Raw genomic sequence first — 24,231 nt, 5'->3', positions numbered from 1 at the left:
GTCCTTGCGCAGCCGCCTGCTGGCGATCACGCTGGCACTGCTGATCGCCGCGCTGCTCGCCAGCACGGGCCTGGTCGTCGACCAGCTCCGGCAGACCCTCGTGCGACAACTCGATGAGCGCATCCACAGCGCCGCCATCGTGGCCCAACGCCTGCCCGGCCTCCAGGACTTGGCCGACGAGGGCGAAGGGGGCGAAGGGCGGGTGCGCGAGACCGTGGAGGAGCAGGGCCTGCGGGACCTGTACGCGGCCCGCCTCGGCGCCGACGGTCGCGTCGAGAATCTCATCCGGCCCGCCACGGGAGCGCCGCCCGCACTGCCCCGTCTCGACACCGCGGCGGTCGGCGAGCGCGGCGGGAGACCCTTCACCGTCGATGCCGTGGAAGGGAACGAGCAGTGGCGGGCCGTCGCCGTGCCGGACGGGTCGGGCAGCGTGGTGGCGGCCGGATCGCTCAGCGAGGTCGACGGCGCCATGCGCCGGCTCACCGGCCGTGTGGTCCTGATCGACGCAGCCGTCCTGGGGCTGCTGGGCGTCGCGGGATGGTTCGCCGTGCGCGCCGGGCTCGGACCGCTTCGCCGCATCGAGACCACCGCGGCCGCCATCGCCGCGGGGGACCTGTCCAGTCGCGTACCCCAACTGGCCGCCCCCCGCACCGAACTGGGAAGCCTGTCCGCCTCGCTCAACACCATGCTCGATCGCATCGAGGCCGGTGATGCCGCGCGCGCCGACGCGGAGCGGAGCATGCGCCGATTCATCGCCGATGTCAGCCACGAGCTGCGCACCCCCCTGGCCGGAATCAAGGGCTTCACCGAGCTGTACCGGATGGGCGGTATGCCTCAGCCATCCGATGTGGAAGGCGCGATGAGCCGTATGGAGCGCGAGGCCGCACGCCTGATCGACCTGGTGGAGGAACTGCTGCTGCTCGCCCGCCTCGACGAGCGCGCTGCCGCGGCGGCACAAACCCTCCAACGCACCCCCATGGACCTGCGCACGCTGACCGCCGATGCCCTGCGCGATCTGAAGGCACTGGATCCGACCCGGACCGTCACCCTGACCGGACCCGGCGGCGGGGCGCCGGGCGGCGCGCCCGTCATGGGGGACGAGGCGAGACTTCGCCAAGTCATGTCCAACCTGGTCGGCAATGCCATGACCCACACCCCGGCAGGCACACCCGTACGCATCGGCGTCGGCACAGACCGGGGACGGGCCGTCCTCGAACTGAGTGATCAAGGGCCCGGCATGACAGCCGAGCAGGCTGCCCACGCCTTCGACCGCTTCTACCGCGCCGACACCGCCCGCGACCGTACCCAAGGCGGTGGCGCCGGCCTCGGCTTGTCCATCGTCCACTCCCTGGTCACCGTCCACGGCGGCCGGGTCGAGATCGACACAGCCCCCGGCCAGGGAGCCACCTTCCGCATCGTGCTCCCCCTGCACACGGACACTCCCGACGCCTGAACCGGCGCGAGGTGAACCATTGCCGCAGCTTGTGACACGAGGCCGCTGCCGCGCTCGCAGCCATCGCCGCCGGTGCCCGTGATCGGCGACCACCCGCGCCGGTCTGTCTACCGGACGCCCGGGCCGTCCCCGCTCGGGCCACTGTCTGCGCTCGTCAGGACGGCACTTCCGACGATGTCGAAGAGGCGGTCGGCGCGCGGTGCGAGTGCGGGCTGATCACCCGCCCAGGCCAGCATCGCTATCAGCGCGAACAGATCGTCGCCGTCCATGTCGCCCCGGGCCGTACCTGCGACCTGAGCCCGCTCAAGGAGCCGGGCACCGGCTGCACGCAGCGTGACGCACGAGGAGTGGAGCGCGGAGTCGGGGTCTTTGATGGCGGCTGCCATCAGCACCGTCACTCCGCGGTACTCGGTCGTCCAGGCAACGCATTCGCGAACCCATGTGGCGAGGGCGTCCGCAGCCGTGGACGCCCTTTCCAGCTCGTCCGCCCTGGCTGTCAGGTCACGGAAGCTGGTGTGGAGCAGGGCCTCCAGCAGTGCCTCACGGGTCGGGAAGTGCCGCAGCAAGGTCGCCAGTCCGACATCGGCCGTGCGCGCGATGTCCCGCATGGACGCGTCGACGCCCTGCTCGGCGACGACAGCGCCCGCCACGGTGAGCAGATGGTCACGGTTTCTCTTGGCGTCGGCCCGCATCGTCCCTCGCTTGACCAAACGGTTCACTGATCCATATATTCGGATCACTGAACCGTTTATGTGGTTCGCTGATCCGGATAAGGATATCCCGCGCCGGGGGCAGGAGGACAACGGTGACTGCGCACACGATGAAGGCGATCAGGATGCACGAGTTCGGCGGCCCTGAAGTGCTGCGTTACGAGGAGGTGCCCGTCCCCGCCCCGGCACCGGGCGAAGTACTCGTCCGCGTGAAGGCGGTCGGCCTCAACCCGCCCGACTGGTACGTACGTGAGGGCATGCCCGGCATCCCTCCCGAATTCAGGCCCCCGTTCGACCTGCCTCTGATCCCGGGGACGGACGTCTCGGGGGTCGTGGAGGCTGTCGCCGACGATGTCCAGGACTTCGCGGCCGGAGACGAGGTGATGGGCCTGGTGCGTTTCCCCGGCGCGATGCAGAGCGGCGCCTACGCCCAGTACGTCACGGCGCCGGTGACCGACCTCGCGCCAAAGCCGTCCACCATCGACCACACGCACGCCGCAGCACTGCCCATGTCGGGACTGACGGCATGGCAGTACCTGGTCGAGGTCGGGCACGACCACCCCTCCCCGTTCCAGGAGGCCAGGCACCGCCCCATGCCCCTGGGCGGTGACACCACCGTGCTCATCAACGGCGCCGGTGGGGGAGTGGGCCACCTCGCCCTGCAACTGGCCAAGTGGAAGGGAGCCCGCGTCATCGCCGTGGCCTCCGGCGCCCACGAGGAGTTCCTGCGCGGCCTCGGCGCCGACGAGTACATCGACTACACGAAGCAGCGCCCCGAGGACATCGTCCGAGACGTCGACCTCGTCCTGGACACCGTCGGAGGACCCGCCAGCCGACGCTTCCTGCCCACCCTCAGGCGCGGCGGCGCACTGTACCCGGTGTACTTCGGGGAGTTCGACGACGAAGAGAACGCGAAACTGGGCGTCACCGTCACCGGCACCCAGGTCCGCGCGAACGGCGCACAACTCGCCGAACTGGGGAGCCTGCTCGACGCGGGCGCAATCCGCGTCGCGATCGACAGCACGTTCGCACTGGCAGACGCCCCGGCGGCACACAAGCGCGCCGCTGAAGGACACATCCAAGGCAAGATCGTGCTCACGGTCCCCTAAGACCGTGTCCTACGTGGTGAGGCGGACGAGGCGCTTCTAGCAGCAGAGCCGAGCTGCGCCTCACGTTCGCGCGGGACTTCACGGTGCAGTTCGACGGGCTCTGCGAAGCGGCCCAGGTTCGCGAGTGGGCAGGCGAGTTCGTATCTGTCGTTGATCACGGTCTCCGGGCTGCCGGGTAGCAGGTCAAGCTCGCGATACCAGGACGTGAGGTGATTGTCGGTGACTTGCTCCAGGTACGCGGCATCCGCCTTCGACGCGTGCCGGACCAACGTCGTTTCCAGCGGCACGTCCAGGTAGTAGCAGCGGGAGACGCCGCGGTGGTCCCGTACCAGGGACGTGATCATGTGGCTGTAGCGGTCGGCGTAGAGGATCCCTTCGAGAACGACGTGAAAGTCGGCGTTCAGTGCTTCGCGTGCGATCCTGCCCAGCAGGGCGATGTTGGCGCCGCGCGCGGTGTCGTGTTCCCTGAGCACGTTCCGGCGGATCACGTCCTGGCCCACGATCGCGATACCGCGGCCGTAGTGATCTCGCAGGCCCTGGGCCACGCTTGATTTGCCTGACGCCGAGTTGCCTCGGATCACAATGAGGCGGGTGTCCTCACGGCCGGCCGCAGTTGCAGTGGACAGGCGACGGTGTGCGCCGCTCGGTGTGCCGGTCATGCGGGCCAGTCCGTCTCGCTGTACAGCTCCCCGCTCCGGATCTTTGCGATGGCCACCCGGGTGTAGGGGACAAGGTCGTCGGGGAGGGCAGCGGGGTCCCAGAATTTCCACTCGGTGCACTTGTCCGGCTCGCGCAGTTCCGGTTCGCGGCTCCAGGCACGGGCGCGGAAGAACAGGCCCATGCGGGGCCGGTCCCCGGCCTTGTCGACGTGGTGGACGACGTGCACGAGTTCGACGTCCTGGCGCTCGATGTGCAGGCCAGCTTCCTCCTGTGCCTCCCTGATCAGGCAGGTGATGGCGTTCTCCTGCTCGCAGTGGCCGGCCAGAACGTGACAGGTCGACGGCGCGAACGCGGAGTCAGCGTGGAACTGGACCACCGCCTACGCCTGCCCGGGCGTGGAGAGGGCGGCTTCGACCTATGCGTGCCTGAGCAGTACCGGCAGCCGCCCTGTCGGCCCCCCAGGCCCGTTCTCGCCGCGAGGAGCCTTCGTTCGCGATACGGATTCGTTCGCGGACGTGGCTTCTCCTGCTTGACACCACGGGTTCGTGATCCGTTCGGCGTGCCCGGGAGCAGGGCGTGAGGCGTCAGCGTCCAGTGGAGGCCGGTGCGAAGCTGGGTATCGGGTTGTCCTTGAACCATCCGCTGAGGAATTCGAGAAAGACGGTCACCTTGCGCGGCACCGGCTGGCCCGGTCCGTAGATCGCGTACAGCGGGCGTTCCGGAACGGGGTTGTCGTGGAGTACCACCTGGAGTGTGCCGGACAGCAGATCGTCATAGACCGACCGTTGGGGGAGGAGGGCCAGCCCGCGGCCGTGGACGGCAGCCTTCTGCAGGGCGATGTACGAGTTTGACGAGTACGCCACGTTGCGGATTTTGTGCAACGTGGATGTGGACCCGTGGCCCAGCCGCCACACGGGCTCGTTGACATGCACGAGGCAGTCGTGGTCGTTCAGATCATTGGGATGCATCGGTGTTCCGTGCCGGTCGAGGTACTCCTGGGAGGCGCACAGCACGAACGGCAGGGATGCGATCTTCTTGAGATGCACACTGGAGTCCCGCAGGTCCCGTGTGTGCAGGGCGATGTCGAAGCCGCTGTCCAGAAAGTCGTAGGTGCGGTCCGACATGCCCCCCAGTTCGAATCGCACAGCGATCTTCGGGTGGGCGGTGGAAAAGGCGGCGATCGCGTCCCCCAGATCGAGGCTTCCGATCCACTTGGGGGAGATGATGTTCAGGCTTCCTTCCGCCCGGTCATGGAGGTCGGCGATGCTGGCGTCCTCCGCCTCGATCTCCTTGAGGATGCGAGCGGCGAACTCGGCGTAGCGCAAGCCTGGTTCGGTCAGGCTCACCGACCGGGCCGTACGGTTGACCAGCCGGACACCGACCTGCCGCTCCAGCTCGGCAACATGCCGTGAGACGAGTGAACCGGAGGAGCTGAGGGCTCTGGCCGCCCCGCTGAAGCTTCCGAGCTGCGCGACAGTGACAAAGCTGCGCATCACGAGCATGCGGTCCATGACGAATCTCCCGTCGTCCATGGCTCCGGCGTCCCTCGGAGCCATGTCGAATGCCCGGCCTCCTGTCGGATCGGCAGTTTCCACTGAGGCGGGCGCTCGCTCGACTTAAACGTTCTAGCGGACATTAACAGGCGACGCTGCCCTTGGGGAGACTTGTAAAACTAGACAAACTATGTGCGGTAGGGGCCGCGCGGTTGGAGCGGGCTCACACGCGCCACGAGATCTGCGGGCGACGTGACCTCGCATTGCGGGAGCAGGCGGGTGAGTTCGTCCGCCACGGTGCGATCGAAGATCGTGACGATCGTGGGCGCTGAGGGGGAGAGACGGGCCACTGCGAGGGCGGACCGAAACTCCTGGTCGTCGGGCGCGGGAAGATGATGAACCGTGTGTCCGTCGCGCAGCGACGCGCACACGTAACTTGCGAGATGTGTCTCGCCGATGACGACGAACGTACGCGGGCCGGAGTGGGCCGGGGGTGAGGTCATGGTGTCGAACGTCCTGCCATGAGACGGCGGTGGATCGCGCCTTCCTGCGCAGGCCGGTTCCGTGTCGGAAGCGGCGCGCCGCGAGCGGAAATCAGGGGGCGGGTGAGCGACTGCGAGGAACGCGATCGCAACAGGGCGAGGGCAGAAGGCCGGGCCGTGCGCCGGGCGCAACCTCACCTTGCGGGCATCGGAGACGAGACCGGAGGTCGCCCTCCGCTCGTGGCTGCGCAGGCAGGGGCGGGTCGGTCGCTGAGCCCGGGATGCCTCAACGGACTTGGCGCGGTTCACTGTTGGAACTTGTGAGGTCGAGTATCCGGGCGGAGACGAGGTCAGTGCGCACGTGGGTGCGCGATCGGCCTCGCCGACGCCTGTGAAGGGTGGACCCGGGCCTGCGTCCGTCGAGGACAGCACAAGGTGGGAGAGGTGTGGGTCGCCCCGGCAGGCGGACAGCGTGGAGGAGCGCGTTCCCCGTGCGCAGTGCGGCGGAAACGGAAACGTTCGAAGAGGTCAGCACGACAGGATCAGGCTCATCGCCTCCGCGCGGGTCGCGGACCGGCGCAGCCGGCCCCGCACCGCGGACGTCGTGGTCATGGCGTGCGGTTTGCGGATCCCGCGGGCGGACATGCACAGGTGCTCGGCCTCGACGGCGACAATGGCGCCGCGCGCTCAGAATGCGCATCAGGGCGTCGGCGATTTGCTCGGTGAGCCGCTCCTGCGCCTGGAGCCTGCGGGCGTACACCTCCACCAGCCGCGCCGGCTAGGACAGTCCGGTAATCCTTCCGGTCGCGGCGGGGAGGTACCCCACGTGGGCCCTGCCCCGGAACGGCAGGAGAGGATGTACACAGAGACTGACGATCTCGCATGGATGTCTCGCCTCCGGGGCGGGTGAGTGCGCGCTTGCCCAACTGCCGGAACAGCGTTGGGTGGTGGCGACCGTGTCGTTCTGCGGGCGTTGGCGGAACCGGACGCCGCCACTGTGACTGCACAGCGTGGAGAGCCCGACGAGGCGGCGGGCATCTCGTTGTGCCTGAACCGCTTGCCGCCCTGTTCGTACGGGCCGGCGAAGACGCGGGCGCCGTCGTCGCGGTGCCAGGAGAGCGACGCGATGAACTGTTTGGCCTTCATCGGCCCGAAGCCGGCGAAGGTGTTGGCCCCCGGGCCGGACAGTAGACGATGGCGGTAGAGGCCCTCGACCGTGAGGTCGGTCATGTGGTGGGACAGGTCCATCAGCGCCGCCGAGGTACGCCACGCCTCCTGCTCGTCACACCAGTCGGTGAACTCCGCCCTGATCGGGAATGGATACGCAACGCAACACCCGCTGTGCAGCAGGGCAAACGGACCGCCGGTGGGCAAGTGAGGGCTCGTGCAGGCTTACGTTGCGCGCCGTGTGGGGTCGATCCGGCTCAGGTTGTGGTTGTTTCTGCTTCCGTGAGCCTTGATCGAGCAACTAGAACGATTTAGTACTGGCTCATTCCAACCTCCGCCTCCCCATCCCGACAGGTCGGTCGACGCGGCCAGCCGCGGAACTAAATCGATTAAGCGGAATGGGCGACCCGACAGGAGCCGCAATGGCAACCCCAAGTCTTCAGGACGGCATCGACAAGGCGGGCTCACCCATCCGTCTGCTGTGGAAGCCGAACGCCGAGCCGTGGACCCCTGAGGTGGTCGAGAGGGAGTACGCGGGCTGGCGCCAGGAGCAGGCGGCCTGGCACGAGGGCATTGCGCTGCTGAACCTCTCGCACCACATGTACGACATGTGGATCGAGGGCCCCGACGCCACCAGGGTGCTGGCCGAGTACGGTGCCAACAACTTCGAGAAGTTCGCCGTCGGCCAGGCCAAGCAGTACGTGCCCGTCACGCGGGACGGCAAGATCGTCACCGACGGCATCCTCGCCCGGCATGCCGAGAACAAGTACCTCCTCAGCGGCGTGCCCGCCTCCCAGCACTGGGTGCGGTACCACTCCGAGAAGGCGGGCTACGACGTCGCCTTCGAGACCGACCCGTCCTCCGCGTTCCGCCCGGGCGGCGGTGACCCGAAGCTGTTCCGCTATCAGATCCAGGGCCCGCAGGCACTCGATCTGATGGAGAAGGTCTTCGGCGGCCCGTTGCCGCAGACCAAGTTCTTCCACGCCACCCCGGTCACGCTGGACGGCCGTTCCTTCGAGGCGCTGCGACACGGCATGGCAGGGCAGGCGGGCTACGAGTTCATCGGCCCCTGGGAGCATGCCGCGTATGTCCACGAGGCGTTCCTGAAGGCGGGCGAGCCGCTCGGTCTGGTCCAGGTCGGCGCGCTGGCCTACACGACGCCGAGTGTGGAGAGCGGCTGGATCCCGTCGCCGGTGCCCGGCATCTACACCGACCCCGAACTCGCCGACTACCGCGCCTGGCTGCCCCTCTTCGGCATCGAGGGCAAGCGCCCGCTGAGCGGCAGCTTCTTCTCGCCGGACATCGAGGACTACTACGTCTCCCCGTACGAACTCGGCTACGGCAAGCTGATCCACTTCGGACACGACTTCCACGGCCGGGACGCGCTGCTCAAGGCCAGGGACGAGCCTCGGCGGACCAAGGTCACCCTGGTCCTCGACGTGGACGACGTGCGCCGCGTCGTCGGCGAGGGGCAGGACCCGGGCTTCGTCCTCACGTATGCCCGTCACCGTGTCGAAGCCTCCGCGGGCTTGGTCGGCGTGACGATGCAGACCGCATCGATCGACCCGGTCGGCACGGTGCTGGCCCAGACGCTGATCGACCCCGCTCACGCCACGCCCGGCACCGAGGTGAACGTGGTCTGGGGCGAGCACCCCGGCTTCGGTACGGAACCCGAGGCCGACCTCGGGTTCCCGCGCATCCGCGCCACCGTGCAGCCCAGCCCTTACGACTGGCATGCCCGCACCGAGTACCGCCGCGACGCCTAGAGAACCGGGGCCCAACCGCACCCCGCGGCCCGGAGGTGGCGGGGTGTGTCCCGTCGGAGCTGCGTGGGTCCGCTCAACCCGTACCAGGCCCTTCCCTCTCCCGCCCGGCCTCGGCACCGCGCGTTTCCTTACCGACAAGGAGCACGATGAACCCCCTCAACACAGCCCTGTCGGCAGTGAGTACGTCGCTGCTGGAGGACTTCTCCCTGGAGATGACCGGCAAGGACGTACCCAAGCTTCAGGAGGCCAGCGGCTGTATTCCGCGGGGCACTCGCATCAACGTCACGTTCCTCGGCAACGAGAACCTGCGCATGCGCGTGGACGCCGCCAGGGCGGTCAAACGTCTCGGCTTCGTGCCGGTACCGCACATATCCGCCCGACGGCTCGGCTCCCGGCCCGAGTTCGAGGAGTTCCTCGCCGCCCTCCGGGCCGAGGGCGCCTGCGACAACGTCTTCAGCGTCGGTGGTGATCCCACCCGCCCCGAGGGGCCGTACCAGGACTCCCTCGCCCTGATCGAGTCGGGGCTGCTCACGGAGTACGGCGTTCGGCACGTCGGCATCAGCGGCTATCCGGAGGGCCATCCGGCCATCTCCGAGGACATCCTGTGGGCGGCCCTGCGGAGCAAGAGCGAGGCCCTCGCCGCCCAGGGGCTGGACGGCTCTGTCATCACCCAGTTCGGTTTCGATGTCGACCCCGTTCTGGCCTGGATCGAACAGGTCCGTGACCGCGGCATCGCGATCCCGATCCGCATCGGAGTCCCCGGTCCGGCCGGTGTGCGGCGCCTGATGTCGTACGCCGCCCGGTTCGGTGTCGGGACCAGCGCGTCCATCGCGAGGAAGTACGGCCTGTCGATCACCAATCTGATGGGGACCGCCGGTCCCGACAGGTTCCTGGGCGCGCTGGCGGAGGGTTACGACCAGGGGCGTCACGGAGACATCAAGATCCACTTCTATACCTTCGGCGGCCTGCGGGCCACGTCCGAGTGGATCGCCCGGTTCAGGAAGGAAGACCTCGCATGACCGTCACACAGTCCGCGCCCGCCGCCCCCGTCGGCGTATCCGGGGGAGCAGGGCATCAGGCGTCGCTCATCGTGCAGGGCGCCGATGCCACGGGCATAGTGGCCGCCGTGACGTCCGTCCTCGGCCGGCACGGCGCGAACATCGTCTCCCTCGACCAGTACTCAGACAACCCGCGAGGTGGCGCCTTCTTCCAGCGCACCGTCTTCGGCCTGGACGGGCTACAGGCCGAACTGCCCGCTCTGCGCACCGACTTCGACGAGGAGCTGGTGAGGAAGTTCGGACTCACCTACACCCTGCGCGATCTGTCGGTGCCGAAACGGGTCGCGATCTTCGCCTCGAAGTCCGACCACTGCCTGCTGGACCTGCTCTGGCGCCACCGCCGGGGCCAGCTTCCGGTCAGCGTCAGCATGGTGATCTCCAACCACCCGGACGTCGCCGAGGAGGTACGCAACTTCGGCATCCCCTTCTTCCACGTCCCCTGCCAGGGCGCGGACAAGTCGGCGGCCGAGGCGGAACACCTGCGTCTGCTCAAGGGCAACGTCGACTTCGTCGTCCTGGCCCGCTACATGCAGATCCTTTCGGGCGGGTTCATCGAGGACGTGGGCGTACCGGTCATCAACATCCATCACTCGTTCCTGCCGGCCTTCATCGGCGCAGGCCCGTACGCCAAGGCCAAGGAGCGCGGAGTGAAGCTGGTGGGTGCCACGGCCCACTACGTCACCGAGGATCTCGACGAGGGCCCGATCATCGAGCAGGACGTCGTGCGGGTCAGCCACGCCGACACCGCCGCCGACCTCAGCCGCCGGGGCGCGGACGTGGAACGCGCCGTCCTCTCCCGCGCGGTGCTGTGGCACGCCGAGGACCGCGTTGTCCGTAGCGGCAACCAGACCATCGTCTTCGCCTGAGCCGCCGCTCACACCGCACACCGCGGGGAGTCCGGAACGGGGCAGACGCTCCTCACCTGTGCAGGGTTGGGCCGGACGGCCAGGGCGGCGGGCGGAGCAGGTCGGCACGCACGACGTGCACGATCTCGCTTCGGTGCTCACCGCCGCCCCGGTGCCGGCCGGCCCGATCGGTCATGGACCCGGCACACCAGTCCTCTCCACTGTGATCCGCACAGCGGAAGGCAGCCCACCACCATGACAACCACGATCGACGGAGCGCGGATCGCCCGGGACATCCGGGCCAGGGTGATGGCTTCAGGGGTGAGGACGATGCCCGCGACATGCTCACCGAGCGCCTTCACTGACGCGTGTCGACCTGGACGACCGACGACGGCCAGGACGTCCTCCATGGACACCCCCGAGTACCGGTCACGCCGATCCGCGGACCACGATTCTGCCGGGCACCGGCGCCAGGTCGCCGGCGTCGATGCCCAGTGCGTTGCGGGCCGCGATCCGCCCGAGGGTCTCGGCGTCGATGTGGACGGTGGTGAGCGCGGGGCTGTACAGAGACCCGTGCTCGGTCTCGTCGAAGCCGATCACGGCCACGTCCTCGGGAACTCGCCGTCCCAGATCGCGCAGGGCCGTGAGACTGCGCAGGGCGATGTCGTCGTTGAAGGCCGCCAGCGCCGTCACCTCCGCGTGCGCCGCGAGGAACGCTTCGACGGCGGCCGCGCCGGCCGACCGGGGACGCGGCACGACGAAGCGTTCCAGGCGAGGAAGTCCCCAGCGTCGGGCGGCATCCTGGGCGAAGCCGAGCCGTGCCTCGGTCAACGGGTAGTCATGGTCGGGCAGGGCCATGGCGATACGGGTGTGCCCCTTCTCGGCGAGATAGCCGATCTGCAAGGCGGCGTTCGCGGCGAACCCGCTCTCCCGATCGTCCTCGTCCGGCGCACGTCCCTCCATGTAGACGTCACCGAGCCGCAGCACCGCCCGCGGCGCGATGGTGTCCAGAACCTTCTGGGTGGACTCCTCGATCGCGTGGCCGTGCCGCACGAGCAGGATGTGGTCGTGCTCGGCCAGCTCCTCGTCCAGACCCCGCACATAGCTCCGGGAGAAGTTGCCCTCCATACCCCGGTCGACATTGAGCACGACGATGCGAGACGACCCCTCCCGCAGTGCGCGGGCGATGCCGTGGGGGACGTAACCGAGATCCCGTGCGGCTTGCAGGACCCGCTTCCGGGTGGCAGGGGAGATCGTCTGTCGCGGATCGTCGTTCAGGACGAAGCTCACCGTCGCCCGCGACACCCCGGACAACTTGGCCACATCACTCAGCGTCACCCGACCCGAACGGCCCATGCCTGGCCCACTCCCTTGCCCGACCACTCCCGCACGACGAGTAGTGTCCCCATGGCGATCCACCGGAACGTGCCCGCACCACCGGGGCAGCCTACGCGAACCTGCCTGTTGCCGACGGTGGGCGGCAACGTCGCCGCCCGCACGATCAGGCCCGGATCCGGCTGTGTCAGACCGATCCCGTTCCTGTCGACGATGACGACGAAGTCGAGATCGGCGGCCTTTCGCACGTTTCCACGGGGCGTCCGGTTCAGCCCATCTGGTCCTCCGCCGACAGGTGCTCCACCGTTCGCCCGGTCTCGGTGAACGTGCGTGTCACATGTCCGGAGGAGTACACCCACAGGATGCGAAGCGGTCGGTCGCCCACATTGCGGAACAGATGGGGGATGGGTGAGGGGATGTAGGTGGTGTCGAACCGCTCCAGCTTGGTCACTTCGCCGTCGACCCACACCTCCGCCTCGCCGTCGAGGACCGTCACGTGCTCGTCGCAGTTGTGCGAGTGCAGCGGGGCTCCCGAACCGACCGGGTAGACGCTCATTCCGCTGGTGATGCGGTTCTCCCCGCCCGCCGACACGGTGGTGATCAGCGGCGTCGTCACCACGGAACCGCCCCGGTCCAGCAGGGGCACGGACGCGGCCTTGATGATCGTGGTCATCCGGGGTTCCTCTCCCTCTACACGATGTGCGCTGACCGACGTTAGGTCGCGACGACGTGAAGCGGTCTCCACTGGCGTGCAGGTTTACCTTGCACTCCGCAAGGGGTGAGCTTGCCCGTCCCGGCTGTACCGTCACCTGTCACCGCCCCGGCTCGTACACGTGGCGGACTCATGCCCGAAAGAAAAGGCAGGTATCGGCCAGATGAGGCTCCCCGTACTCACCGAAGAGGAAATGGACCCGCGGCAGCGGGAACTGGCGGCCCGTATCGCCGGCCGCCGCGGCGCGGTCCGCGGTCCCTTCCGGGCCTGGCTGCACAGCCCGGAGATGTGCGAACGTGCCGAGTCACTCGGTGCCTTCGCCCGCTTCGACTGCTCCCTTCCCCAGCACCTGCGCGAACTGACCCTGTTGATGGCCGCCCGCAACTGGGACGCGCAGTACTCCTGGAACGCCCATGTGCACCAGGCGATCGAGGCCGGGATTCCCGAGGCCGCGGTCAAGGCCATCGCCGAAAAGCGGCCGGCGGTCTTCGACGACGAGCGCGACCAGGCGTTCTACCTCTTCTGCCGTGAGCTCCTCGAAGAGCACTTCGTCACGGACGCCACGTTCGCCGCGGCGCTCCACCACTTCGGTGCCCGGGGCCTCGTGGACACCATCGGCGCGCTCGGCAACTTCACCATGCTCGGGATGTGTCTGAACGCCTTCCAGGTGGACCTTCAGGCCGACAAGGAGCCCCCGTTCCCCGACATCCGCGGCTACGCGCGGATCGCCCCCGCCGTCGACCGGCCGTGAGTCCCCTCGTGAACCCGAACGCGCAGGGAGGTACCGCTGTGCCCTCCAGGACACCGGCCGGGTCCCTCGTGGACAGCGGCGCCGGTTCGACGGCATCCCGCGGCGCGATACTCCGCGTGCGGGGAGCCACCAAGAGTTTCGGCGGGGCGCCCGCGCTGAAAGGCGTCGACCTCGACCTGTACCCGGGCGAGATTCATGCGCTGATGGGCATGAACGGGGCTGGGAAGTCGACCCTTGTGCAGATCCTCTCCGGAGTGCACCAGGCCGACGGCGGCACCATCGAGGTCGGTGGGCAGGAGCACTCCGGTCTGACCGTCCGCAAGGCCCGCAAGCTCGGCATCGCCTGCGTACCGCAGCGCCGGGAACTCGCCATGGGGCTGACCGTCGCCGAGAACGTGATGCTCGGTGATCTGCCCACCCTCGGCGGTGCCGTGCGCTGGCGGGCCGTCAGGGCCGAAGCGCGCGAAGCGCTGTCCGGCCTCGGCATCTCCATCGACGTGGAGCGTATCGCCGGCACCCTCACCGTCGCCGAGCAGACCATGGTCGAGGTGGCCCGCGAGGTTCGCCGAGGCGGACGGATCCTGATCCTCGACGAGCCCACAGCCTGCCTCAGCGCCAAGGACGCCAATCAGATCCGTGCACTGGTGCGCACCCTCCGGGACGACGGTGTCGCCGTCGTCTACATCTCGCACTACATCGACGAGGTCATGGCCGTCGCCGACCGCCTCACCGTGCTGCGCGACGGGAGAGTGGTGACCACGGCCCCGGCCGCCGAAATGGACCGGGCCTCCCTCGTTCGCAGCATGGTCGGCCGGGATGTCGTCTCGCACCGGCCCGAGCGGGCCGGCGCCAAGCACGAGAGCGGCCTGACCGTACGGGGGTTGAGCCACGGGCGAGCCGTTCAGGACTTCACCGTCGAGGTGCGCAAGGGCGAGATCGTCGCCGTCCTCGGCCCGGCCGGCGACGCCCAGTCGCGGCTGTTCGACCTGCTGTCCGGACGGCAGCGGCCCGACACCGGTGAGCTGCTCGTCGACGGCCGTGCCGTGCCCCTCGGCAGGGTCGCGGCCTCGCTCGCCAGCGGGCTGCGGTGTGTCACCGGAGACCGCCGGACCCTGGGGCTCGTCCAGGGGATGAGCCTGGACGAGAACCTGATGCTGGCCGGGGACCGCTTCGCGCGCCGCCGCCTGCACCGCCGTACCGCCCTCGCCCGCCGTGCCGCCCCGGTGCGCAGCAGCTACGGCGTGGTCGCCCTCAGCGGCAATCCGCCCGTGGGCACGCTCTCCGGCGGCAACCAGCAGAAGGTGCTGCTCGGCAAGTGGCTGGAGACCGATCCGGTCGCCTGTTTCCTGGAAGACCCCACCAACGGTGTCGACGTCGCGGCCATGGCCGACATCCACACCCTGGTCGACGATCTCGCCTCGCGCGGGGTGGCCGTACTGCTCGCCTCGTCGTCCGCCGAGGAGGTCATGCGCCTGGCGGACCGGGTCGTCGTGGTCAGCGCGGGGCGCACCGTCGCCGAGCACGACATCACCGCCATCACCCGCGACGAGCTCGTCGCCAAGACACTCGGAGGTCAGCCTCGATGAGCCTCAAAGCCCCCTCGGCAGGACCGGATCTCGCGCCCGCCTCCCAGCACCGAGCCGCTTCCCGCCTGACCCCGAAGACCCTGCTGCACGTGCCGCACGGCGGCCTGATCGTGGTCCTCACGCTGGTGGCGGTCTTCACCGCCGTGCAGGCCGATTCCTTCACCACCTCGCAGAACCTGCTGAACGTGCTGCGGCAGATCAGCGTGACCGCCGTCATCGCGGGCGGGCTGACCCTGCTGATGACGGCGGGCGGTATGGACTTCTCCATGGGCAGCAACGCGGCCGTCACCGTCTCGGTCGGCGCGACCCTGCTGCACGACGGTCGGCCCACCGTGGTCACCGTGGTCGTCACGCTCCTGTTGGCCACGGTGATAGGGCTGGTCAACGGGCTGGTGGTGACATACACCCGGGTCGCGCCCTTCGTCGCCACCCTGGCCTCCGCGATGCTGCTCGACGGGGTGGCCCTGCTCGTCCTCGACGGGGAGTCCATCACCATCGGCCAGCGCATGTGGGCCCTGGGCAACGACAAGGTGTTCGGCATTCCCTACCTGTGCGTCGTGGCGATCCTGGTGCTCGCGGTGATCGGTCTGGCGATGCGCTTCACCACCTTCGGCCGGGACGCCTTCGCCATGGGCGGCAACGAACACGTGGCCCGCCTGAGCGGCATCAATGTCTCCGGCCGCAAACTCGCCCTGTACGCCCTCGCCGGTGCCCTCGCCGGACTCGCCGGGCTGATGCTGCTGTCCCGGCTCGGCGCCGCCGCGCCCAACACGGGGGGCCTGCAACTGCAATTGACCGCTGTCGCCGCGGTGGTCATCGGCGGCACCTCCCTCGCCGGCGGCCACGGCACCGTCGTGGGAACCGTCCTCGGCGTGGTGCTGCTCGGAGTCGTCGCCAACGCGCTGAACCTGCTCCAGGTCAACAGCTACTACCAGTTCGTCGTGACCGGTGGGGTGCTGCTCGTCGCGGCGATCATCAACGAGTTCCAGCGCAAGTCCACGCCAGGTCATTAGCGCCGTAACCCGCGCGTCCTCGTACTCCGCAGCCCCCAGTGCGCCCCCACAGTCCACCACCTCTCTTTCAAAGATGCAGGAAAGGCCGATCCATGATGTTCACCAGACGCTCACGCCGCGCCATTGCGGCCTCGTTCATCGGCACTGCCTCCCTGGTGCTCTCCGGCTGCGGCACGTCGAACGGGGACTCGGGAGCCTCCGACGGCTCGGTCACGCTGGGATTCGTCAACGGAGCCAACACCCACTTCCACCAGTGTCTGCTCAAGGCCGTCGAGCAGACGGGCAAGGAGGAGAAGGCGACCGTCTACACCGCCAACTCCAAGCAGGACGCCGGTACCGAGCTGTCCAACATCGAGGACATGATTTCCCGGAACGTCGACGCCCTGATCGTCCAGACCGTCAACGTCGACGCCCTGGAGGGTGACATAGCCAAGGCCAGGAGTGCCGGCATCCCGATCTTCCTCACCTCCGTCGCCACCTCGGACATGTCGAACGTGCTGGGCGTGGCCAAGGTCGACCTCAAGAAGGTGGGCGAGCTGGACGCGGGCTGGATCGAGAAGGACGCCGCGGGCAAGGACGTGAAGGTCGGGATCGTCGCCGGTGCCCCCGGTGCCGCGTCGGACCTGCTGGTCGGTGGTTTCCAGGCCGCTCTGCCGGCGAACGCGAAGGTCGTCGCCAACCAGCCCGGCATGTTCAACCCGGCCAAGGCGCAGGACGTCGCCGAGAACATGATCCAGGCCCAGCCCGATCTGGACTACGCCTTCGTGGCCAACGAGGAGATGGCCTTCGCGGTCCGCAAGGCGTTCGACGCGGCCGGTGCCAAGGACGTCAAGATCGTCACCACCAACGGCACCGAGGACGGCCTCGCCGCGGTCAAGAGCGGCCAACTGTCCGCGACCGTCGCCAACTCGGCGATGCAGATCGGCCAGACCGCGGTGCGGAACACGATCGGCCTTCTCGACAAGAAGCAAGGCGTTGAGAAGATCGCCAACATTCCTCTTGTCCTGGTCACCAAGGACAACGTGAGCGAAGCCCCCCAGTACTGCCCGAAGTAGGGGACGCCGCCGGACATCGGTCCGTACGCCAATTCGTACACCACCATCTCCGAGCCGTTTCGCGCGCTGCGCACGCGGCCCGGAGCCGTCGAGAGTCGGGGAGCCCCCGGAGGGATCATGGATCGCTTGCTTCTCATGCACAGCTTCGTCACTGTCGCACAGGTCGGCAGCTTCAGTGGGGCGGCAAAGAGGCTGGGCTCCTCCGGCTCGCTGGTGTCACGGCACGTCGCCGAACTGGAACGGCAGGTGGGTGTCCGGCTGGTCAACCGTACGGCCCGCTCGGTCAGTCTGACCGAGCCGGGCCAGCGGTATGCGACGTTCGCCGCCCGCATCCTGGACGAGATCGAGGCAGAGGACGTCGGCATCGCGCACCTTCACGACCGCGCCGAGGGCACCCTCAGCGTCATCTGCCCGAAATGGATCGGCAGCCTCGATCTCGGTGACGCCATCGCCGCGTTCTCCGCAGCCCACCCGAAAATCAACGTCCGCTTCGAACTGGGGGGCATGTCGGACCGCACCTACGACTTTCTGGACAGCGGCTTCGACATCGCCTTCCACACCCGCGATCTGCGTGACTCCAGCGTCCGGCTGAAGAAGATTTCCTCGCTGCCCTTCGTCCTGTGCGCCTCGCGGGACTACATCGAGCGCAACGGTGCCCTCGAGCACCCGAACGACATCGCGCACCACGACTGTCTGGTCCACGTCAACGACCCGGTCTGGCGCATCGGCCGCGGGCACGCCAGCACCCTGCACAAGATCCGCACCATCGCCTTCTCGTCGAACTCCTACATCGCCCTGCAGAAGGCGGCCGTCCTGGGCCGGGGACTCGCCCTGCTGCCACAGCGTCCGGCCCACGACCACCTCCTCTCCGGCGCACTCCAAGTGCTGCTGCCGGAGCTGGAGGTGCCCGACCGCCCGCTGTACGCGATCTACGGTCCCGGCCACGACACCCCGCGCAAGATCAGCGTGTTCCTCGACTTTCTCGCCGACTGGTTCTCCCGGAATCCGTTTTCCGCCATGCGCCCGTAATCGCAGCACGATGGCGCAAGAAACGATTGCGCACTCCGTGGACCTCGGGCCATTGAGGCCCTCGCACCCGAAAATCTACGCTCACCAGGCGACCCGGAAACGAGGAATCCATGGGAATCCAGAGAATCGAATCGGCCACCTACGGCATCGCCGAACTCGACACATGCGTCCGGTTCTTCGACGACTTCGGGCTGTTCCTGGTGGAACGGACCGATGAGCACGCCATGTTCGAGACGCTCGCCGGGCAGACCCTGCACCTCGACACCGAGCCCGGCCCGCTGCTCCCGCCGCCCGTCGAGGACGGTCCGACCCTGCGCGAGATCGTCTGGGGCGTCGACACGCCCGCGGAGCTGGAGCGCCTGGTCGCGGCCGCAGGCCGGTACGGCACGGTGCGCGAGAGCGCCGACGGCGTCTTCCACACCGTCGACCGCAGCGGCTTCGGCGTCGGCCTCACCCTCGCCCGGCCCCGGGAGACGGCCGTCGCGCCCCGCCCCGTCAACGCCCCGGGCAGCGTCCGCCGCTGGAACACCGCACTGGAGCCGCTCACCCGCGCGTACCCGCTGCGCATGTGCCATGTCGCCCTGAACATCGCCCAGGCCGGCAAGGAGGAGGCCGTCGCCTTCTACACCGACGTCCTCGGCTTCCGCCCCACCGACGTGGTCGAGCCGATGGGGGTGTTCATGCAGGCCCCCGGCGACGACGACCAGCACACCCTGCTGCTCTGCCACCGCCCCGACCGGGTCGGCGTCAACCACATCGCCTACGAGGTGCCCGGCTTCGACGATGTGATCGAGGGCGGCAACCACATGATCGAGAAGGGCTGGCGGGAGGCCCGCAGGCTCGGCCGGCACACCGTCGGCTCCAATGTCTTCCGCTTCCTGCACGCCCCCTGCGGAGGCCGCGTCGAGTATGCCGCCGACATGGACCGCGTGGACGACTCCTACGAGACCCGGGTCCACGAGACGACCCCGCCGCACCACATCTGGGCGCTGCGCACCAACCGAGACCAGGAGGCCACGACCGCCTCCTGAGCTGTTGCGGCCTCATCGACTCCCCAGCCTGAGAGGGCACCCACCCATGACCACCGAGCACGGCCATCCCGCCGTCCGCATGTACATCGCGGGCGAGTGGTGCCAGGGCGGCACCGGACGTACCGCCCCCGTCGTCGACCCGGCCACCGAGGAGGTGATCGGTGACGTCCCCCTGGCCACCACCGCCGACCTGGACCGTGCGCTCGACGCCGCCGTCGAGGGCTTCCGGATCTGGCGCGGCACCCCCGTCACCGAGCGCACCCGCATCCTGTACCGCGCCGCCGACCTGATCGCCGAGCGCGCCCCCGCGATCGGCCGTGTCATGACCCGGGAGCAGGGCAAGCCGCTCGCGGAGTCGGTCGGTGAGGCGTGCCGCACCGCCGAGACCCTGCGCTGGCACGCCGACGACGCCCGCCGCGCGTACGGCCGCATCATCCCCTCGGAGCCCGGCACCGTCCTGACGGTGCGGCGGGAGCCCATCGGCCCCGTCGCCGCGTTCGTCCCGTGGAACTTCCCGGTGGGCGGCCCCAACCGCAAGATCTCGTCCGCCCTGTCGGCCGGCTGCTCCTTGGTCATCAAGGCATCCGAGGAGACCCCGGCCACGGCGGCCGAGCTGGTCCGCTGCTACGCCGATGCGGGTCTGCCGCCCGGAGTCCTCAACCTCGTCTTCGGCGAGCCCGCCGAAGTCTCCGAGCATCTGATCGCCTCGCCGGTGACCCGGCTGGTCGCCTTCACCGGCTCCGTGCCGGTCGGCAAGCTGCTCGCCGCACGGGCCGGCGAGGTCATGAAGCCGTCCCTGATGGAACTCGGCGGCCACGCCCCGGTGATCGTCTGCGCGGACGCCGACCCCGTGCGGGCCGCCCGCAGCGCCGCGCGGGCGAAGTTCGCCAACGCCGGCCAGGTCTGCACCTCGCCGAGCCGGTTCCTGGTCCACGAGAGCCTGGTCGAGGAGTTCACCGACACGTTCGTCCGGGCCGCCGAGGCGGTCGTCGTGGGCGACGGTCTGGAACCCGGCACCACCATGGGCCCGCTCGCCAACGCCCGTCGGCTCGCGGCCCTGGAACGGCTCACCGCCGACGCCGTCGCCCAGGGCGCGAAGACCCTCACCGGCGGCGAACGGCTCGACCGCCCCGGGTACTTCTTCGCGCCGACCGTCCTCACCGACGTACCCGAGCACGCCGAGCTGATGAGCGAGGAGCCGTTCGGGCCGATCGCGCCGATCGTGCCCTTCACCGACCTCGACGAGGCGCTCGCCGTCGCCAACGCCCTGCCGTACGGCCTCGCCGCCTACGGCTTCACCGGCTCGGCCGCGACGGCCGAGAAGCTGTCGGCGGAACTCGAGGCCGGGATCCTGTCCCTCAACCACTGCGGCGGCTCCGTCCACGAGGCGCCCTCCGGCGGCGTCAAGGACAGCGGCTACGGCCGCGAGGGCGGGCCCGAGGCGCTGGACGCCTACCTGGTCACCAAGCGCGTCTCCCACCTGCTGGCGCCATGAGGTACACGCGGATATCCGTCGCCGGGCGGGCCGTATGGGGCACGGTGGGGGAGGAGGAGATCGAGCTGCTGTCCGGCTCCCCCCTGGAACAGCACCCCGTCGACGTCATCGGCTCGGTGCCCCGCGCGGAGGCCCACTGGCTGCCGCCCGTCGTCCCGCCCGTGTTCTACGCCGTCGGCATGAACTACCCCCGGCACATCAAGCACGCCGGCGCCCCGTTCCCTCAGCGGCCCGAGGTGGGCTACCGCGCCAACAACGCGCTCACCGGGCACGGTTCGCCGATCGTCAAGCCCGCCGGGGTCGAGGGCCGGTTCGAGGCCGAACCCGAACTCGTCGCCGTCATCGGCCGCACCCTGCGCCACGCCACCCGCGACGAGGCACGCGAGGGCATCTTCGGGTGGACCATCGGCAACGACATCAGCGCCCGCACCTGGCAGCACGAGGACCGCACGTTCTGGCGCAGCAAGAACAGCGACACCTTCAAGCCCATGGGCCCCTGGATCGAGACCGACGTCGACGCCCTGGCCCAGACCACCACCCTGCGCGTCAACGGCGAGGTCCGTGCCGCGTTCCCGACCGGTGACATGGTCTTCGACCCCTTCGACTTCATCGTCGAGATCACCCGGCACATCACCCTCCAGCCGGGCGACGTGCTGTGGATGGGCGCCGAGTCCGTCTGCCAACTGGAGCCGGGCGACACCGTGGAGGTCGAGATCAGCGGTATCGGCGTGCTGTCCAACCCCGTCCACCTCGAAGGGAACCACCACTGATGAGCGCACAACCCCGCTACATCCACCACGTCAACTTCCCCACCACCGACCCCGACCGCACCGCGGCCTGGTACGCCGAGGTTTTCGGGATGAAGCGCATCCAGCCCAAGTCCAACACCCGCGTGGTGCTGATGACCCGGGGCAACTTCGACCTCCACTTCACCCCGGTCGAGGAGATGGAGCGCATGGCGCCCTACCACTTCGCCGTCGAGGTCGACGACTGGGACGACTTCCTGGAGCACCTCAAGAAGCTGGGCATCCGGCACACCCGCCCGATCCAGCGCCCCGAGAACCAGTCCAAGTTCTGCTACATCCACGACCCCGACCACACCATGATCGAGCTGGTCTATCACGCCAAGCGCCCCAACTAGACCCGCACATACAGGAGTTCACTTCATGCCCCTCGCCGACTCCGACGGCACCTCCCTCTACTACGAACGCCACGGCAGCGGCCCGGTCATCCTGTTTGTGCACGGCAGCGGCGGCCACCACGCCGCCTGGTGGCAGCAGGTCGCCGCGCTGCGCGACGAGTTCACCGTCGTCACGGTGGATCTGCGCGGCTTCGGAAACTCGGACTCGTCCATGCCCGAGTTCGACGGCCAGGACTTCCCCGGCGACGTCGCGGCGGTCCTGGACGCCGAGGAACTCACCGACGTCATGCTGGTCGGCCAGTCCATCGGCTCCGTCGCCGCCCTGCGCGCCGGACTCATGCGCCCCGGGCGCGTCTCCTCGGTCGTCCTCGGCCACTCCCTCGGCGGCATCGGCCACCCCGAGCTGAAGGAACTGGCCGCCGCCGACCGCGCCGAGGCCGTCAAGCTGCCCGTCATCGACCGGTTGCTGACCAAGCGCTTCCAGACCGAGCGCGCCGACCTCACCTTCCTGTTCCAGCAGATGGGCACGTTCAACGTGGCCACGATGGCCGACCTGCGCAACCTCGACACCGACGGGCCCACCCTGGAGGAGATCCAGAAGTCCGGGGTCAAGGTCGCCTTCCTCGCCGGTGAGAAGGACGCCGTCCTCAGCGTGAAGACCGTCACCCGCGCCCATGAACTGCTGCCCGGCTCGCATCTGGAGATCGTCCCCGGCGCCCCGCACTCCATGTACTGGGAGACGCCCGAGCCGTACAACGCGGCCGTCGCACGGCTGCGCCGCACCCTGACCACGTCATAAGGAAGCCGCATGAGCAACGTCACCCTCGACGCCGCCGAGGAGATCATCGCCGCCGCGCACAAACGCGCCCAGGCGATCGGCAAGGCGGTGAGCGTCGCCGTCGTCGACTCAGGCGGCTTCGTCGTCGCCGTCCACCGGGCCGACGGCGCCCGCCCGCTCACCCCCGACATCGCCCGCGCCAAGGCGTACACCGCCGCCGTGATGCAGCGCCCCGGCAGGATGCTGAAGAAGTGGCAGGAGAGCCAGCCCGTCTTCTTCTCCCAGCTCTCCCAACTGCCCGGCGCCGCGCTGCCGATCCTCGCCACCGAGGGCAGCGTCACCATCAAGAAGGACGGCCAGATCATCGGCGGCCTCGGCATCGCCGGCGGCACCGCCGACGAGGATCAGGTCATCGCCGACGAGGTCCTGCAATCCCTCGGCTACGAACTGGAGTTCGCGGCCTGGGGAGTCGCGGGCACACCGGCGCCGGCCGGCTCCGGAAAGGACTGACCCATGGCGGACACGTTCAACTACCGCATCGACCACCACGGCAGCCTGGTTCGTCCCGCGGAACTCACCATCGCCCGCGCGGCCGGTGACCCGGAGGCGCTGCACGCGGCCGAACTCCAGGCAGTCCAGGACGTGGTGGTGTACCAGCGCAAGCTGCGCTCCACCGTCGTCACGGACGGCGACTATCCCCGCGAGGACTTCCGCGGCGCCGTCCTCGACAACGTCTCCGGGTTCCGGCGCACCGACGAGACCGGCCCCGACGGGCTCGTGCGCTGGGTCGCCGAGTCCCTCCCCAAGGCCAACGGCCCGCTGCTCGCCGACTGGGCGGCACGGCTCGCCGAACTGACGGTGATCGCTCCCAAGGTGTCACTGCCGTCGCCGGCCTATCTGGCTGCCACCACGTACCAGCCCGGCCTGGGCGTCTCCTCGGCCAGGGAACTCGGCGAGGCTCTGGCAGAGATCATCCAGGCGGAGATCGCCCTGCTCGTCGCCAAGGGCGTACGCCTGATCCAGCTCAACAACCCCCTGCTGCTCGACCTGGTCGCCACCGAACCCTCGCCCGGCCCCGGCGCGCTGTCCTTCGAGGACGCGCTCGCGGTGGACGCCCTGGCGGTCCGGCTCGGCCAGCGCCCCGAGGGCGTGCGCATCGGCGTGGCACCGGGCTGGGCGGCGCCGTCCGCCGTGGACACGGCACGGGCCGAGCGGCTCTACACGGCGGTTCCCGCGGACCGCTGGATCCTCCCCTTCGACCAGGGCACCGACGCCGAGCTGGACCTGGTGCGGGCGCTGCCCGAGGACAGGGACGTCTGCCTGGGCGTGGTGGACGCGACCGTGCCCGAACTGGAGGACATCGGCACGGTGATGGACCGGATCGACGCCGTGGGCGAATTCAAGGACGTTGAGGACGCCGCCGTCAGCCCGTCCCGGGGTTTCGCCGACATCGCGAGCCGGCCGCTGCTGAGCGCCGAGGACCAGCACCGCAAGCTCGTCCTGGTCGAGACGATCGCCCGCTACTGCTGGGGCAACGAGTTCTGAACGGGGGAGGGCCGGGG

24 protein-coding genes and 1 pseudogene are annotated in these 24,231 nt (G+C 69.1%); 17 read left to right on the top strand and 8 right to left on the bottom strand.

From position 1 onward, the window contains the following. The first annotated feature begins 4 nt into the window (after positions 1 to 4). Positions 5 to 1,453 carry a sensor histidine kinase gene (locus AFM16_RS02025; RefSeq protein ID WP_306293464.1) on the top strand — a complete coding sequence of 483 codons (1,449 nt, stop codon included), beginning with the start codon at positions 5 to 7 and terminating at the stop codon, positions 1,451 to 1,453. Positions 1,454 to 1,560: 107 nt separating this feature from the next. On the opposite strand, the gene AFM16_RS02020 is transcribed toward AFM16_RS02025, so the two are convergent. Continuing rightward, positions 1,561 to 2,145 (bottom strand): TetR/AcrR family transcriptional regulator, encoded by a 585-nt coding sequence (locus AFM16_RS02020; protein ID WP_078631941.1) that lies wholly within the window; start codon positions 2,143 to 2,145, stop codon positions 1,561 to 1,563. Between the two features lie 128 nt (positions 2,146 to 2,273). Between AFM16_RS02020 and AFM16_RS02015 the strand changes: the two genes are divergently transcribed. Continuing rightward, complete coding sequence (locus AFM16_RS02015) at positions 2,274 to 3,272, top strand: NADP-dependent oxidoreductase (RefSeq protein ID WP_078631939.1); 999 nt, start codon at positions 2,274 to 2,276, stop codon at positions 3,270 to 3,272. Here AFM16_RS02015 and AFM16_RS02010 read toward each other — a convergent pair. The 4 genes and pseudogenes from AFM16_RS02010 to folE all read right to left on the bottom strand — a co-directional run. After that, on the bottom strand, positions 3,269 to 3,931 hold the full coding sequence (locus tag AFM16_RS02010; RefSeq protein ID WP_245177607.1) for an AAA family ATPase: 663 nt from the start codon (positions 3,929 to 3,931) through the stop codon (positions 3,269 to 3,271). The two genes, AFM16_RS02015 and AFM16_RS02010, sit on opposite strands and share 4 nt — an antisense overlap. Further along, the gene (locus AFM16_RS02005; RefSeq protein WP_078631937.1) at positions 3,928 to 4,308 is read right to left on the bottom strand and encodes an NUDIX domain-containing protein; all 381 of its coding nucleotides are present in this window, start codon (positions 4,306 to 4,308) and stop codon (positions 3,928 to 3,930) included. The genes AFM16_RS02010 and AFM16_RS02005 overlap by 4 nt, the downstream gene beginning before the upstream one ends. Before the next feature lie 208 nt (positions 4,309 to 4,516). Further along, positions 4,517 to 5,443 carry a LysR family transcriptional regulator gene (locus AFM16_RS02000; protein WP_030780879.1) on the bottom strand — a complete coding sequence of 309 codons (927 nt, stop codon included), beginning with the start codon at positions 5,441 to 5,443 and terminating at the stop codon, positions 4,517 to 4,519. 992 nt (positions 5,444 to 6,435) lie between these two features. Further along, positions 6,436 to 6,787: pseudogene (folE, locus tag AFM16_RS39810) on the bottom strand (GTP cyclohydrolase I); the annotation flags it as partial. A 709-nt stretch (positions 6,788 to 7,496) separates the two neighbouring features. Here folE and AFM16_RS01980 point away from each other — a divergent pair. From AFM16_RS01980 to purU, 3 genes are all read left to right on the top strand, one after another. Then, complete coding sequence (locus tag AFM16_RS01980; protein ID WP_078631933.1) at positions 7,497 to 8,840, top strand: aminomethyltransferase family protein; 1,344 nt, start codon at positions 7,497 to 7,499, stop codon at positions 8,838 to 8,840. A gap of 146 nt (positions 8,841 to 8,986) precedes the next feature. Further along, positions 8,987 to 9,859: a methylenetetrahydrofolate reductase gene (locus AFM16_RS01975; RefSeq protein ID WP_078631932.1), complete on the top strand. Its 873-nt coding sequence runs from the start codon at positions 8,987 to 8,989 to the stop codon at positions 9,857 to 9,859. After that, the gene (gene purU, locus AFM16_RS01970; protein WP_078631930.1) at positions 9,856 to 10,764 is read left to right on the top strand and encodes a formyltetrahydrofolate deformylase; all 909 of its coding nucleotides are present in this window, start codon (positions 9,856 to 9,858) and stop codon (positions 10,762 to 10,764) included. The genes AFM16_RS01975 and purU overlap by 4 nt, the downstream gene beginning before the upstream one ends. A gap of 408 nt (positions 10,765 to 11,172) precedes the next feature. On the opposite strand, the gene AFM16_RS01965 is transcribed toward purU, so the two are convergent. The 3 genes from AFM16_RS01965 to AFM16_RS01955 are packed head-to-tail and all read right to left on the bottom strand — an operon-like array spanning position 11,173 to position 12,751. Further along, entirely contained in the window at positions 11,173 to 12,066 is an 894-nt protein-coding gene (locus tag AFM16_RS01965) for a LacI family DNA-binding transcriptional regulator (protein WP_245177606.1), read from the bottom strand. 11 nt (positions 12,067 to 12,077) lie between these two features. Continuing rightward, entirely contained in the window at positions 12,078 to 12,326 is a 249-nt protein-coding gene (locus tag AFM16_RS01960) for a hypothetical protein (RefSeq protein ID WP_078631928.1), read from the bottom strand. A 20-nt stretch (positions 12,327 to 12,346) separates the two neighbouring features. After that, positions 12,347 to 12,751, bottom strand: a complete 405-nt coding sequence (locus AFM16_RS01955) for a cupin domain-containing protein (protein ID WP_030780859.1) — start codon at positions 12,749 to 12,751, stop codon at positions 12,347 to 12,349. A 232-nt stretch (positions 12,752 to 12,983) separates the two neighbouring features. Here AFM16_RS01955 and AFM16_RS01950 point away from each other — a divergent pair, with 232 nt between their 5' ends. From AFM16_RS01950 to AFM16_RS01895, 12 genes are all read left to right on the top strand, one after another. Next, positions 12,984 to 13,541: a carboxymuconolactone decarboxylase family protein gene (locus AFM16_RS01950; RefSeq protein WP_030780856.1), complete on the top strand. Its 558-nt coding sequence runs from the start codon at positions 12,984 to 12,986 to the stop codon at positions 13,539 to 13,541. A gap of 38 nt (positions 13,542 to 13,579) precedes the next feature. Then, positions 13,580 to 15,127, top strand: coding sequence for a sugar ABC transporter ATP-binding protein (locus AFM16_RS01945; protein ID WP_245177605.1), 1,548 nt, complete (start codon positions 13,580 to 13,582; stop codon positions 15,125 to 15,127). Further along, complete coding sequence (locus AFM16_RS01940; RefSeq protein ID WP_051780065.1) at positions 15,124 to 16,140, top strand: ABC transporter permease; 1,017 nt, start codon at positions 15,124 to 15,126, stop codon at positions 16,138 to 16,140. The genes AFM16_RS01945 and AFM16_RS01940 overlap by 4 nt, the downstream gene beginning before the upstream one ends. A gap of 92 nt (positions 16,141 to 16,232) precedes the next feature. Beyond that, complete coding sequence (locus AFM16_RS01935; protein WP_030780847.1) at positions 16,233 to 17,195, top strand: sugar ABC transporter substrate-binding protein; 963 nt, start codon at positions 16,233 to 16,235, stop codon at positions 17,193 to 17,195. Positions 17,196 to 17,312: 117 nt separating this feature from the next. Then, a complete protein-coding gene (locus tag AFM16_RS01930) occupies positions 17,313 to 18,224 on the top strand; it encodes a LysR family transcriptional regulator (protein ID WP_078631926.1) in 912 nt (303 codons plus the stop codon). 110 nt (positions 18,225 to 18,334) lie between these two features. Beyond that, positions 18,335 to 19,255, top strand: a complete 921-nt coding sequence (locus tag AFM16_RS01925; protein ID WP_078631924.1) for a VOC family protein — start codon at positions 18,335 to 18,337, stop codon at positions 19,253 to 19,255. A 46-nt stretch (positions 19,256 to 19,301) separates the two neighbouring features. Beyond that, on the top strand, positions 19,302 to 20,750 hold the full coding sequence (locus AFM16_RS01920; RefSeq protein ID WP_078631922.1) for an NAD-dependent succinate-semialdehyde dehydrogenase: 1,449 nt from the start codon (positions 19,302 to 19,304) through the stop codon (positions 20,748 to 20,750). Beyond that, the gene (locus tag AFM16_RS01915) at positions 20,747 to 21,520 is read left to right on the top strand and encodes a fumarylacetoacetate hydrolase family protein (protein ID WP_030780835.1); all 774 of its coding nucleotides are present in this window, start codon (positions 20,747 to 20,749) and stop codon (positions 21,518 to 21,520) included. The genes AFM16_RS01920 and AFM16_RS01915 overlap by 4 nt, the downstream gene beginning before the upstream one ends. Continuing rightward, positions 21,520 to 21,891, top strand: a complete 372-nt coding sequence (locus AFM16_RS01910) for a VOC family protein (RefSeq protein ID WP_030780832.1) — start codon at positions 21,520 to 21,522, stop codon at positions 21,889 to 21,891. Before AFM16_RS01915 ends, AFM16_RS01910 begins: the two co-directional genes overlap by 1 nt. 25 nt (positions 21,892 to 21,916) lie before the next feature. After that, entirely contained in the window at positions 21,917 to 22,690 is a 774-nt protein-coding gene (locus tag AFM16_RS01905; protein WP_078631920.1) for an alpha/beta fold hydrolase, read from the top strand. Between the two features lie 9 nt (positions 22,691 to 22,699). Then, positions 22,700 to 23,179, top strand: a complete 480-nt coding sequence (locus AFM16_RS01900; protein WP_030780826.1) for a GlcG/HbpS family heme-binding protein — start codon at positions 22,700 to 22,702, stop codon at positions 23,177 to 23,179. Positions 23,180 to 23,182: 3 nt separating this feature from the next. Next, positions 23,183 to 24,214, top strand: a complete 1,032-nt coding sequence (locus AFM16_RS01895; protein ID WP_030780824.1) for a uroporphyrinogen decarboxylase/cobalamine-independent methonine synthase family protein — start codon at positions 23,183 to 23,185, stop codon at positions 24,212 to 24,214. Positions 24,215 to 24,231: the final 17 nt, after the last annotated feature.

Source organism: Streptomyces antibioticus, from assembly GCF_002019855.1.
Taxonomy (GTDB): domain Bacteria; phylum Actinomycetota; class Actinomycetes; order Streptomycetales; family Streptomycetaceae; genus Streptomyces; species Streptomyces antibioticus_B.
Note: the sequence above shows the minus strand (reverse complement) of the source record. Positions and strands in the feature narration are given on the sequence as shown.